Raw genomic sequence first — 12,647 nt, 5'->3', positions numbered from 1 at the left:
GGCTCTTCGACACGCTGCCGGGCCCGCCGGGCCCGGGCATCGAGGCACTGACCCAGGTGACGCCGACCAGCTCGCCCGGGTCGCCTCGTCGATGTGTCGATGATCGACGATCGTGGGGGCAGCGCGGTGGCGTGGCCCTCGGCGAAGGGCGGGCACCGCTCCCCGCGCCGCTGGGCGTCGACCGCTGATGATCGGCGCGCCGCCGCGGCGGCCACCCTCGTGGTGAGTTTCGGCGTCGGGGCGCTCGCGATGCCGGGCGGCGACGACACGGCCGGCGAGCCGACGGCGTCGACGACACGTACGCCGCGTCGGCGGCGCGACCGAGCAGCCAACCCTCGACACCCCCGCCGCGCCCTCCCCGACCGGCACGCCCACGGTGGCCCCGCCGAGCCCGTCTCCCAGCAAGGTGGTCAAGCCCACCCCGGCGGCGTCGCGGACCACCGCCGCGTCGCGTCGCAGCGCCCCGCGCAGCAGCGCGCCGAGCACCACCAACAGCGCCGGCGGCTCCAGCGGCACCGTGAGCGACCAGGCGCGCGAGGTGGTCGACCTGGTCAACGCCGAGCGGGCCAAGGCCGGCTGCAAGGCGCTGAACATCGACGACAAGTTGATGACCGCCGCCCAGAAGCACAGCCAGGACCAGGCCGACCACCAGAACATGTCGCACACCGGCAGCGACGGCAGCAACGCCGGCGCCCGGCTGGACCGCGTCGGCTACGCCTGGCGCACCTACGGCGAGAACGTGGCCTGGAACCAGAAGAGCCCGGCCACCGTGATGGACGCCTGGATGAACAGCTCCGGCCACCGGGCCAACATCCTGAACTGCGCGTTCACCGAGATCGGCGTCGGCATCGCCAACAGCAACGGCCCGTACTGGACGCAGGTCTTCGCGGCGCCGCGCTGACCGCGCGTCGTCCGCGCCCCCGCGCTCGTTTGACCCGGTGAGGTACGTCGGGCCGGGCGTGGGGGCGGCGTACCGGTGAGGGCGGCGACGGGCCGCCCGGGACCCGGGAGCTGCCGATGCGGATCCGGCCGCGGCGACGTGCCGCGACGCGTTCACTGCGCCGCCTCCTGGCCGCCGGGCTCGCGGCAGTCCTGGTGGTGCCGGCGTACGGCTGCCGCGCCGAGCTGACCCCGCCCGGCGCGCCCACCGGATGGCCGACCGAGCAGTCCCGCCACTGGCAGTGGCAGTGGCAGCTCAGCGGCCCGCTCGACCCGACGGTGGACGCGGACGTCTTCCTGCTCGACCCGGTGGACACCACCGCCGCGCAGACCGCCGAGCTGCGCTCCCGCGACCGGCGGCTGATCTGCCAGGTGCACGTCGGCTCGGTACGTTCGACCGACCCGGACGCCAACCGCTTCCCCGACGCGGTGCGGGGCTCCGTCGGGCGCCGACCCGACAGCCGGTGGTTGGACGTCCGGGGGTGGGACGCGCTGGAGCCGGTGCTGGCCGACCGGTTCCGGCTGTGCCGGGGCAAGGGCTTCGGCGCGGTGGCCCTCGCCGACGCCGACGGGTACGCGTCGCGCACCGGCTTCCCCCTCGACTTCGACGACCAGCTGCTGTTCAACCGCCGGCTGGCCCGACTGGCCCGTTCCCTGAGCCTCTCCCCCGGCCTGGTCAACGACGTGCCGCAGCTCGCCGCGCTCGCGCCCGACTTCGACTTCGCGGTCAACGAGGAGTGCGTCCGCCTGGCCCAGTGCGCCAAGCTGCTGCCGTTCGCCGACGAGGGCAAACCGGTCTTCCACGTCGAGTACACCGGATCGACCGGCGACTTCTGCGTCACGACCGTCGGCTACGGCTTCGCCTCGATCCGCAAGAAACGCACCCTGGACGCCTGGCGGGACCCCTGCCCGCTGCCCTGAGACGGCTGGCCGCGACCCGCCGGCCCCGACCCGGAGCCGGCTCCGGGTCATCCCCGAAGCACCCCGGGGCCGTGGCTGGCAGCGCGGGCAGCTGTACGAGGAACGGTTCATGAACGCCTCCCGGCGGATCGGCGTACCGCACCGCCGGCACGGCTCACCCTCGCGCCCGTAGACGTTCAGCTCCCGGTCGAAGTAGCCGCTCTCACCGTTGACGTTGACGTAGAGAGCGTCGAAGCTGGTGCCGCCCTCCTTGATCGCCTCCGAGAGCACGTCCCGGACGTGACCGAGCAGGCGCTGTGCGGCCGGGCCGGTCAGCGCGTCGGTGGGGCGGACACCGTGCAACCGGGCACGCCAGAGCGCCTCGTCGGCGTAGATGTTGCCCACCCCGGAGATCAGGGTCTGGTCGAGCAGGGCCCGCTTCACCTCGGTCCGCCGCCGGCGCAGCGCCGCGACGAACTCCGCGTCGGAGAACTCCGGGTCCATCGGGTCGCGGGCGATGTGCGCGATCTCCGCGGGCAGCTCGGCGCCACCCTCGCTGACCGACAGTCCGCCGAACGTGCGCTGGTCGACGAAGCGCAGCTCCGGCCCGTCGTCGGCGAACCGGAACCGCACCCGCAGGTGCGTCTCGTCCACGGTGCCGGGTGGCTGGAGCAGCAGCTGACCGGACATACCCAGGTGTCCGATCACCGCGTCACCGCTGTCCAGGGGGAGCCACAGGTACTTGCCGCGCCGTCGGACGTCCAGCACCGTCCGGCCGGTGAGCACGTCGGCGAAGTGCGCGCCACCGGGGACGTGCCGGCGGACCGCGCGGGGGTGGCGGACCTCCACCGAGTCGATCCGACGGCCGATGACCCACTGGGCCAGCCCCTGCCGGACGGTCTCCACCTCGGGCAGCTCAGGCACGCCGCAGACCCGTCCCTCGGTCGTCGGCGGCGCCGATCCCGTTCTGCTCGGCACCGGTCGGGGCCGTGCCGTTGGCGGACGACTGCTGGGCCGCGACGTCGGCGGACATCACCTGCGCCAGGTGGTCGGCCTCCTCGCTCCGAGCCGCCCGATCGGCCCGCTCCAGCGGCCCGACCGACTCCCGGTCGGCCGACCCGTCCCGGCCGACCCGACCGTCCCGGCCACTCGCGCGATCCTGGTCGTTCTGGTCGGCAAGCGTCCGCCACGCCGCCTCCGCGGCCCGCTGCTCGGCCTCCTTCTTGCTGCGCCCCTCGGCGCCGCCGTACCGGTTGCCGGCCACCACCACCCAGGCGGTGAACGTCTTGAGGTGATCCGGGCCGGTGCCCTCGATCCGGTACTCCGGCACCCCGAGCCCGAGCGACGCGGTCAGCTCCTGCAGGCTGGTCTTCCAGTCCAGCGCGGCGCCCCGCCCGGCCGACTCGGCCATCAGCGGATCGAAGAGCCGGTGGATGACGATGCCGGCGGTGTCCAGCCCGTACTGGAGGTAGATCGCGCCGAGCAGCGCCTCCAGGGTGTCGGCGAGGATGCTCGCCTTGTCCCGACCCCCGGTGGTCTCCTCGCCCTTGCCGAGCAGCAGGTACGCGCCGAGGCCGTCCGGGCCCAGGCCACGTGCCACGTCGGCGAGCGCCCGCATGTTGACCACGCTGGCGCGCAGCTTGGCGAGCTGCCCCTCGGGCAGGTCCGGGTGGTTGTGGAAGAGCGCCGTGGTGATCACCACGCCGAGCACCGAGTCGCCGAGGAACTCCAGCCGCTCGTTGGTGGGCAGACCGCCGTTCTCGTACGCGTACGAGCGGTGGGTCAGCGCGCGTTGCAGCAGCTCCGGTTCCAGGCTCACGCCGAACGCGGCTTCCAGGTGACCGACGGACGCCCGCCGCCGCTTGTCGTTGTTCATGTGCGTACCTCGGTGTCGGTGGAGCGGTCGGTGTTCTCCGTCGCGACGTCGCCGTCGAGCAGGGCGGAGACCAGGTCGGTGGCGCGCCGTCGCCACAGGTGGGCGGCGAGGGCGATGCCGGAGGCGACATCGTCGGGGCGAGCGGAACCGTGGCAGACGACCACCGTTCCCGCCACGCCCAGAAGCGCGGCGGCCCGGGGGGCGCCGCCCCCGACGGGTGGGCCGCCGGCCATGGCGTACGCGCCCTCGATGGCCTTGAGCAGCACGTTACCGGTGAAGCCGTCGGTGACCACCACATCGGCGCGCGCACCCAGCGCCACGTCGTACCCCTCGACCAGGCCGATGTAGCGCGCCCCACCGGGCAGCGGTTCGACGGCCAGCAGCGGGTCGGTGGCCCGGCGGACCCGGTCGCCCTTGCCCGCCTCGGTGCCGACCGAGAGCAGGCCGACCCGGGGCTCGGCGATCGAGTGCGCCACCGCGGCGTACGCGGCGCCGAGCACGGCGTGTCGGGCGAGGGTGGCGGGGCGGGGCTCCAGCGAGCCGCCGACGTCGCGCAGCACGACCGGCCCGGTGACCGCGGGCAGGGTGGCGACCAGGGCGGGCTGGCGGATCTCCGGCCAGCGGCCGAGGCCGAGCACGGCGGCGGTGACGGTGGCGCCGGTGGCCCCGGCCGAGACCAGGGCGTCGGCGGTCCCGTCGCGGACGGCGGTGACCGCGGCCCGCACGGTGCTCTCCGCGCGGGCGGCGCTGGGATGGTCGGCCATGCCGACGACATCGCGGACCGGCCGCACGGTGATCCGGGCCCGTTGGCCGGGATCGAGGGCAGCGATCAGCTCGTCGGCGACCTCGGTCGGGCCGACGAGCAGCAGGTGCAGGTCAGGGTCGGCGCGCAGGGCCCGCAGAGCGCCGTCAACCACGACGGCGGGAGCATCGTCCCCGCCGAGGAGGTCAACGGCGATCCGCGCGGTGCCCGGCTCCACTGGAACGTCGGCCGGGTTGGGCCGGCCGGCGTCGGAGGGAGCCGGGGCACCGGGCGAATGCCAGGGTGCGCGCGCCACCCGACCTGGGGTCGGGGGCGTCACTCGGCGTCCAGGTCAGACCTCGAGAACCTGGCGGCCGTTGTAGGTGCCGCAGACGGAGCAGGCGGCGTGCGGCAGCTTCGGGGACTTGCACTGCGGGCACGCGACGGTCGCGACCACGGTCGCCTTCCAGTTCGCCCGGCGGGACCGGGTGTTGCTGCGCGACATCTTGCGCTTCGGGACGGCCACGGTTCTTACTCCTCTGTACGGGTCAGTTGCGACAGGCCCGCCCAACGCGGGTCGATCTGCTGGTGACTGTGGTCGGCCGGCAGATCGTCCCAGTGCACCCCGCATTCGGGGCACAGTCCTGGGCAGTCCTCCCGGCAGAGCGGGTTGGTCGGCAGCGTGAGCACCAACGCGTCCCGCAGCGCCGGCTCCAGGTCGATCAGATCGCCCTGCATCCGGCCCACCTCGTCCTCGTCGGTCGTGGCGTCCGTGGTGCTGTTCTCGTACGCGTACAGCTCCTGGATCGTCACGGCCATCGATTCGTTGATCTCGCGTAGGCAGCGCCCGCACTCGCCCCGGATGGGACCGGTGATGGTCCCGGAGACGAGCACACCCTCGGACACCGACTGCAACCTCAGATCGAGGTCGAGGTCCGCGCCCTCCGGCACGCCGATCAACTCCACACCGAGGTCCGCCGGTGCCGGCACGACCCGCTGGACCTCACGCAACGCACCAGGGCGGCGCGGCAGGTCCCTCGTGTCGAGGACCAGCGGCGACCTGGGGTCGAGTGTCGATGGCGAGTGCTTGGGCATAGTCAGACTCCGGCCGGTGAGAGGCCGACAAAAAAGGTTACCTGGGCGACCGCCGGACCGTCGAACCGGGGGCGACGCCCGCCCGAGAATGTCGGCTGGTGAGGTGCCGCTCAAAAGGGTAGCGGGCGTTCGGCCTCATCCCCACCGAAGGTGCCGATCTCCCGCAGCGCGTGCATCTTGTCGCGGCCACGCTCTATCGAGGCGAGGGCCCGGGTGAGGAACTGCTCGAAGTTGGCCAGCGCCGTGTCGACGTAGTCGTCGACCTCCTCACGCAGGCGCTGCGCCTCGGCCCGGGCCTCGGCGATGATCCGGGCGCCCTCGTGCTCGGCCGACACGGTGATCTCGTTCACCGAGACGAGGCGGGCGTGTTCTGCCTCACCCTCGCTGATGATCCGGTCCGCCTCGCGCTTGCCGGCTTCCATGATCTTGTCGCGCTCGTCCAGGAGCGCGGCGGCCCGACGCAGGTCGGCGGGGAGCTCCGCGCGCATCTCGTCCAGGGCCGCGATCATCTCGCCCCGGTCGACCATGCAGTTGTTCCGCGACATCGGGACGGAGCGGGCCTGCTCCACCATGGTGATCAGTTCGTCGATGCGATCGAGCGGGTCCACCGGTACCTCACTCCTGTCGTTCGTCGGCCGACCTCCATGATGCGGGCTACGGCCGGTTCCCCGCTTCACCAATCATGTCGTGCCCGCCCCACACGCGCCCATCCACCCCAACCCGGCGCGTCGCGACACCGTCACTTTCCGCCGATCGCGCGCTTTCCGCCGCCGCAGACCGCCACGAAAGGGACGAGCGCGCAGCCGGAGGGCGCGATCGCGGGAGAGGCCGGTGCTTCAGGGGCGCGGGCCCAGGCGGGCCTGGAGGGCCTCGCGAACCGGGTCGGGGACGTGCGCGGAGATGTCGCCACCCCACTTGGCGACGTCCTTGACGAGGCTGGAGGAGAGGAACGAGTAGAGCGGGTTCGTCGGCATGAACAACGTCTCGACGCCGGCCAGACCGATGTTCATCTGGGCCATCTGCAACTCGTAGTCGAAGTCGCTGACCGCCCGCAGACCCTTGATCAGCACGCTCGCCTGCTGGGCCCGACAGAAGTCGACCAGCAGCCCCCGGAACGACTCGACCCGCACGTTGCCGTACGAGGCGGTCACCTCGCGGAGCATGTCGATCCGCTCCTCGACGGTGAACAGGCCGCTCTTCGACTGGTTCACCAGCACGCCGACGATCACCTCGTCGAACAGCCGGCTGGCCCGACCGATGATGTCGAGGTGTCCGTTGGTGACCGGATCGAAGGAGCCGGGACACACCGCACGTCTCATGATCGGCGACCGTACCAAAGGGTGGTCTCACCGTAACGGCGACTGCGCTCCGGGGTGATCCCGTCCACCCAGTCGAACTGCCTGGTGCGGCGGGACCGCTCGACCACCACCAGCGCGTCGGGCGCCAACCAGCCGCCGTCGACCAGCGTGGTCAACATGGCGGTGATCTCCGCGTCCGGCACCGCGTAGGGCGGGTCGGCGAAGACCACGTCGTACGGGCCGCCGTCCGGTCCGGCGGCCAGCACCGTCGCCACCTTGCCGGTGACCAGCCGTACGGCGGAGCCGGCCCGCAGGGTCGTCACGTTCTCCCGGATCACCCGGGCCGCCCGGGGATCGGACTCCACCAGCAACACGTGCCGGGCACCTCGGGACAGCGCCTCCAGACCGACCGCGCCGGAACCGGCGTACAGGTCGGCGAAGCGCGCGCCGTCGAGGTCGACCTCGGACTCGACGGCGCTGAACAGCGCCTCCCGGACCCGGTCGGAGGTCGGTCGGGTGCCGGCGCCGGGCGGCGCGGCGATCCGCCGGCCACCGAGCGTCCCCGCCACGATCCGGGTCACCGTCTCCTCCTGCTCATGACCCCGACGCTACGCGACTCCTCGAACCCGGCGACCGACACCGTCGGTACCGCCACGACGACCATGTGATCACTTCTCGTATATCAATGATCTCAAGTTCATAACATCCGTCTTAGCAAATCCTGAGCGCTGTCTCACGCGCGGCGATCTCGCTAGGGTCTGCCGGGTGCCGGCGGCAACCCACCGGCCCACGGCACGGGACGACGCCTCTCCGATCGGACGTGCAGTTGACCGTCCACTGTCACTCCCGTGCCACACCCCCGACGCTTCAGCACTCCAGGAGTACCCGTGATCCGTCCCAAGCTGTCGCTACGGCGACCGCTGGCCATCCTGGGAGCCGCCCTGATCGGGCTCACCGGGGTCGTCGCGGTGGCCACCCCAGCCAGCGCACACCACACCACCATCACCGCCACCGCCGACTGTGACCGACTCACCGGCGAGCGCGTGATCACGTGGAAGGTGGAGAACAGCGAAGCCAACAAGGACGCGACGCTCGATAAGGTGACCGCCAACCCGGACACCCCGGTGACCTCGCTGGTCGACGGCGTGAAGGAGGCGAAGCCGCTGCAGGGGCTGGTCATCGACCAGGCATCCTCCAAGGTGGCCGTCCAGCGCGTGCCCGGCAACACCACGACCGCCACGCTCACGGTGCACGCCCTGTGGATCAAGGAGGGTCAGGACACCAAGGACGCCACCAACGACGGCACCATCAACCTCGCGGCCGACAAGTCCTGCGCGCCGTCCCCGAAGTGCGTCGAGGTCGACAAGGCCGAGTACAGCCACACCTTCGACGGCCCGAAGGGCACCGCCACCGTCAAGCTCGACGGTGACCTGCCGCTCTGCGGCGAGGGCAAGCAGTGGTTCACGCTGGTGTCGTACTTCGCGCCCCGGCCGCAGTTCGCCACCCCGCAGTACGTCTACGGCACGCCGGACAGCGACTGGATCGGTGGCACCCAGACCGAGATCACGCTGAACGTCGAGATCCCGGACTGCCACACCCAGGTCGACCTGATCTGGGGCGGTAAGGACGAGGTCATCGACGAGCTGGTCGATGGCGGCAAGCGCTACGACAACAAGAAGCTGGGCTCGCCGGGCGCCCCGGGCAACCGGTCCAAGGGTCCGCAGGGCTGGTACAACGGCGGCAACAAGAGCTGCACCACCCCGGCGTCGACCTTCGCGTCCAAGTGCGACGGTTCGGTCGCCGTCTCGCTGAGCAACGACGGCAAGATCAGCAAGTACGCGGTCGAGTTCGAGGTGAAGGCCGAGAACGGCTTCACCAAGAAGGTCTCCGTCGCGGCCGGCAAGGCCGACAGCAGCATCGTGGTGCCCGCCGCCGACGCCGGCAAGATCGAGGTGCTGGTCGACGGCAAGGTCGTCGAGAACGGCACGTACTCGTGGCAGCGCCCCGAGGACTGCCCGCTGCCGGCCATCACCACCAAGGCCGACTGCGAGAACTTCGCCCTCACCGCGACCAACCCCGAGGGTGGGCTCCCGGTCAAGGCGACGTTCACCTACGACGGCAAGACCGAGACCCGTACGGTCGCGGCCGGCGCGTCGGAGACGGTGACCTTCAAGGCCGGCAAGGACAAGACGGCCATCGTCGCCCTGCCCGACATGGACCTGGAGCTTGAGGCGATCTACACGCCGGAGGGCAACTGCGGCGGCGGGGGCGCTGGCGGCGAGGAGCCGGGCCTCCCGGTCACCGGTGCGGCGGCGGGCGGCATCGCCGCCGGCGCGATCGCCCTGCTGATCGCGGGCGCGGTGCTCTTCGTCATCGCCCGTCGGCGTCGGGTGACCTTCACCGCCTGACCTGACCTGCGCTGAAGCCCGAGGGCGCGTCGACCATCCGGTCGGCGCGCCCTCGGTCGTTGGCCGGCTTCCGCTGACGAGACGTGGTCACTCGTCGTCCGGCCGGCCTCAGCCCTTCTCCAGGTACTCCGCGCGGTCCTCGTCGACCAGGGCCGCGACCGACGCGGCCAGCGCCGGGTTGCGGGTCAGCTCCGGGTCCTCCTCGATGAGGGTGATCGCCTCGGCGCGGGCGTCGCGGATCAGGTCGGCGTCGCGTCTCAGGGACAGCAGCCGCAGGTGCGAACGGCGCCCGGACTGGGTGGCGCCCAGCACGTCGCCCTCGCGGCGCTGCTCCAGATCGAGCTCGGCGAGCTTGAAACCGTCGCTGGTGGACGCGACCGCGTCCAGCCGTTCCCGCGCCGACGACTCCTCGGCCGCCTCGCTGACCAGCAGGCAGAGCCCGGCCGCGGCTCCCCGGCCGACCCGGCCCCGCAGCTGGTGCAGTTGGGAGACACCGAACCGGTCGGCGTCCAGCACGATCATCACGGTCGCGTTCGGCACGTCCACGCCGACCTCGATCACGGTGGTCGCCACCAGCACGTCCAGGTCGCCGGCGGCGAAGGAACGCATCACCGCGTCCTTCTCGTCGGCCGGCAGCCGTCCGTGCAGCACCCCGATCCGCAGCCCGTGCAGCGGCCCCTCGGCCAGCAGCGGGGCCACCTCGGTCACCGCCAGCGGCGGCCGCCGACCGTTGTCGTCGACCGGTGGCGGCTCCTCCTCCGAGCCGGGACCGTCACCGATGCGCGGGCAGACCACGTACGCCTGGTGCCCGGCCGCCACCTCCTCGCGCAGCCGGCGCCACGCCCGGTCCAGGAAAGCCGGCTTCTCGGCGGCCGGCACCACGTGCGACGCGATCGGCGAGCGACCCCGGGGCAGTTGGGAGAGGGTGGAGACCTCCAGGTCGCCGTAGACGGTCATCGCCACCGTCCGGGGGATCGGGGTCGCCGTCATCACCAGCACGTGCGGCGGCTGGGCGGCCTTGGCGCGCAGCGCGTCGCGCTGCTCCACACCGAAGCGGTGCTGCTCGTCGACCACCACGAGACCGAGGTCGGCGAAGTCGACGCCCTCGTAGAGCAGGGCGTGGGTGCCGAGCACGATCCCGGCGGCGCCGCTGGCCACCTCGCCGAGCGCTCGCCGACGGGCCGCCGCGCCCAGCGAGCCGGTGACCAGCTCCACCCGGGTGGCGTGCTCGGCTGAATCCAGCTCACCGGCGCGCCCGAGCGGCCCGAGCAGGTCGAGCATGCCCCGGTAGTGCTGTGCGGCCAGCACCTCGGTGGGCGCCAGCAGCGCCGCCTGCCCGCCCGCGTCGACCACCTGGAGCATCGCCCGCAGCGCCACCACCGTCTTGCCCGAGCCCACCTCACCCTGCAACAGACGGTGCATCGGGTGCGGGGCGGCCAGGTCCGCGGCGATCTCCACGCCCACGTCACGCTGGCCGGCGGTCAGCTCGTACGGCAGGCGGGCGTCGAAGGCGTCCAGCAGCCCACCGGGGCGCGCCGGGCGGGGTCGGGCCGGCCAGTCGGCGGCCCGGTGCTTGCGTTGCACCAGGGTCAGCTGGACGGCGAACGCCTCGTCCCACTTGAGCCGCCGCCGCGCCCGGTAGAGCGCCTCCTTGGTGGACGGTCGGTGGATCTCCCGCAGCGCGCGCCCAGGTCCACCAGGTTGCGGCTGGCCCGCACGGTGGCCGGCAGCGGATCCTCCGGCGGGGTGAACGTGTCCAGCACGACCCGTACGCAGCGGGCGATCACCCAGGTCGGCACGGCCGCGGCCGCCGGATACACGGGGATCAGCGCGCCGGCGAACTCCTCGATCTCGTCGCTGACCGCCGCCTCACCGTCGCCGCCCTCGCCGAGCAGGACGTACTCCGGGCCGTTGAGCTGACGTTTCCCCCGGAACTCGGTGACCTTGCCGGCGAACAGCCCCCACCGGCCCGGGCGCAGCTCCCGTTCGCGCCACGCCTGGTTGCCGAAGAAGGTCAACGTGAGCAGACCACCGGAGCCGTCGCCGACGGTCACCTCCAGCAGGTTGCCCCGGCGCTGACGCATCGGGCGTACCGCGGTGCGCTGCACCTGGGCCAGCACGGTGACCTGCTCACCCACGTCCAGTGCGCGGATGTCGGTGTGTTCGCCGCGTTCGTCGTAGCGGCGCGGGAAGTGGTAGACCAGGTCACCCGCGGTGTGCAGGTCGAGGTGGGAGGCCAACGCCTTGGCCGTCTTGTCCCCGACGAGCTTCTTCAGCGGGGTGTCCACGGTGGCCGGCTCGCTCATTCGACCCCCACCAGCAGTGGATAGAACGGTTGGCCGCCCGGGTACGCCTGCACCTCGACGAACGGCCAGCGCCGCGCGACGTGCGCGCGGACGGCGTCGGTGAGACCGGCCGGGGCGTCCACCCCGGCCAGGAGGGTGACCAGCTCCCCACCGCCGCCGAGCATCCGGTCGACGACGGCGGCGCAGGTGTCGGTGAGGTCGACGCCGATGAGGTGCACCTCCCCCTCGACCAGCGCCAGCACGTCGCCGGGGTGGCACGGGCCGGCGACGGTCAACGCCTCCCGGCCGGCGTGGCAGACCTCGGCGTAGCGGCAGGCGCCGGCGGCCTCGGCCATCGCGATCACGTCGTCCTCGAAGCGGCGGGCGCCGTCACGAACCGCGAGGGCGGCCAACGCCTGCACCGGTGAACGGGTCGGCACCACGCTCACCTTGATGCCGTACCGGTGTGCCTCGCGGGCCGCCGCACTCGCCACCGCCTCCGTGTTGGGATCGTTGGGCAGCACCACCACCCGGGCGGCGTTGGTGCTGCGCACCGCGTCCAGCAGCTCCCCCGTGGACGGGTTGCCCGGCACCACCGTGGCGCCCTCCGCGGCGAACAACTCGGCGATCCCGATGCCGGTGGCGACCACCACGGCCGCCCGGCCGTCCGCCGCCGGGCCGGGCGACGGCTCCGGCTGGCCGGCGAAGCGGGTCACCGAGATCCGGTACGGACGGCCGGCGGCGACGCCCGCCTCGACCGCGGCGCCCACGTCGTTGACATGCACGTGCACGTTCCAGGTGCTCTCCGGCTCACGCCCGTCGCCGACGACGACCAGGGAGTCGCCCAACGCGTCCAGCGTCCGTCGCATCCCGGCGACCGCCTCGGCCCGGGCGTCGAGCAGGAACTGGACCTCGTAGGCGTACTCCTCGGAACCGGTCTCGCGGGCGGCGGTGGCCGCCGGGCGGGCGGTGCGTGGCGTCGGCGCGGCCGGGCGGCGCTCTCCCCCGTGAGCACCTCGACCAGGGCGTCCGAGCAGCACGCAGAGTCCTGCCGCCCGCGTCGACCGACGCCCGCGCGGGCCAGGCCGGCCAACGTGCTGCGGC

General features: G+C 72.7%; 8 protein-coding genes and 5 pseudogenes. 3 read left to right on the top strand and 10 right to left on the bottom strand.

All coding sequences use genetic code 11. The features are described 5' to 3' along the window. Positions 1-123: 123 nt before the first annotated feature. Both JNW91_RS24890 and JNW91_RS24885 read left to right on the top strand, forming a co-directional pair. A pseudogene (locus JNW91_RS24890) lies at positions 124-901 on the top strand (CAP domain-containing protein); the annotation flags it as partial. Positions 902-1,017: 116 nt separating this feature from the next. Continuing rightward, positions 1,018-1,860, top strand: a complete 843-nt coding sequence (locus tag JNW91_RS24885) for an endo alpha-1,4 polygalactosaminidase (RefSeq protein WP_203177821.1) — start codon at positions 1,018-1,020, stop codon at positions 1,858-1,860. A 60-nt stretch (positions 1,861-1,920) separates the two neighbouring features. Here JNW91_RS24885 and mutM read toward each other — a convergent pair. The 8 genes and pseudogenes from mutM to rsmD form a co-directional block, all read right to left on the bottom strand. Continuing rightward, positions 1,921-2,763: pseudogene (gene mutM / locus JNW91_RS24880) on the bottom strand (bifunctional DNA-formamidopyrimidine glycosylase/DNA-(apurinic or apyrimidinic site) lyase); the annotation flags it as partial. Positions 2,764-2,965: 202 nt separating this feature from the next. Next, positions 2,966-3,715 (bottom strand): annotated as a pseudogene (gene rnc / locus JNW91_RS24875) (ribonuclease III); the annotation flags it as partial. Then, entirely contained in the window at positions 3,712-4,695 is a 984-nt protein-coding gene (locus tag JNW91_RS24870; protein WP_203177822.1) for a phosphate acyltransferase PlsX, read from the bottom strand. The gene JNW91_RS24870 and the pseudogene rnc, both read right to left, overlap by 4 nt. Positions 4,696-4,809: 114 nt before the next feature. Further along, positions 4,810-4,983 carry a 50S ribosomal protein L32 gene (gene rpmF, locus JNW91_RS24865; protein WP_030335284.1) on the bottom strand — a complete coding sequence of 58 codons (174 nt, stop codon included), beginning with the start codon at positions 4,981-4,983 and terminating at the stop codon, positions 4,810-4,812. A 5-nt stretch (positions 4,984-4,988) separates the two neighbouring features. Next, entirely contained in the window at positions 4,989-5,552 is a 564-nt protein-coding gene (locus tag JNW91_RS24860; protein WP_203177819.1) for a YceD family protein, read from the bottom strand. A 110-nt stretch (positions 5,553-5,662) separates the two neighbouring features. Further along, entirely contained in the window at positions 5,663-6,160 is a 498-nt protein-coding gene (locus tag JNW91_RS24855; RefSeq protein ID WP_203177818.1) for an SPFH domain-containing protein, read from the bottom strand. A 228-nt stretch (positions 6,161-6,388) separates the two neighbouring features. After that, positions 6,389-6,871, bottom strand: a complete 483-nt coding sequence (gene coaD, locus JNW91_RS24850; protein WP_203177817.1) for a pantetheine-phosphate adenylyltransferase — start codon at positions 6,869-6,871, stop codon at positions 6,389-6,391. Continuing rightward, positions 6,868-7,431 (bottom strand): 16S rRNA (guanine(966)-N(2))-methyltransferase RsmD, encoded by a 564-nt coding sequence (gene rsmD / locus JNW91_RS24845; RefSeq protein ID WP_203177816.1) that lies wholly within the window; start codon positions 7,429-7,431, stop codon positions 6,868-6,870. Before rsmD ends, coaD begins: the two co-directional genes overlap by 4 nt. 306 nt (positions 7,432-7,737) lie before the next feature. Between rsmD and JNW91_RS24840 the strand changes: the two genes are divergently transcribed. Continuing rightward, the gene (locus JNW91_RS24840; protein WP_203177815.1) at positions 7,738-9,258 is read left to right on the top strand and encodes a cell wall anchor protein; all 1,521 of its coding nucleotides are present in this window, start codon (positions 7,738-7,740) and stop codon (positions 9,256-9,258) included. 108 nt (positions 9,259-9,366) lie between these two features. Here JNW91_RS24840 and recG read toward each other — a convergent pair. Continuing rightward, positions 9,367-11,564, bottom strand: a pseudogene (gene recG, locus JNW91_RS24835) (ATP-dependent DNA helicase RecG). After that, positions 11,561-12,647, bottom strand: a pseudogene (locus JNW91_RS24830) (DAK2 domain-containing protein); the annotation flags it as partial. The pseudogenes recG and JNW91_RS24830, both read right to left, overlap by 4 nt.

The organism is Micromonospora parastrephiae, from assembly GCF_016802865.1.
GTDB classification, from domain to species: Bacteria; Actinomycetota; Actinomycetes; order Mycobacteriales; family Micromonosporaceae; genus Micromonospora; species Micromonospora parastrephiae.
This window is presented reverse-complemented; position numbering and strand designations above follow the sequence as displayed.

Coding starts and splice junctions, on each gene's coding strand:
- JNW91_RS24885 (WP_203177821.1), top strand. CDS start 1,018: ATGCGGATCCGGCCGCGGCGACGTGCCGCGACGCGTTCACTGCGCCGC.
- JNW91_RS24860 (WP_203177819.1), bottom strand. CDS start 5,552: ATGCCCAAGCACTCGCCATCGACACTCGACCCCAGGTCGCCGCTGGTC.
- coaD (WP_203177817.1), bottom strand. CDS start 6,871: ATGAGACGTGCGGTGTGTCCCGGCTCCTTCGATCCGGTCACCAACGGA.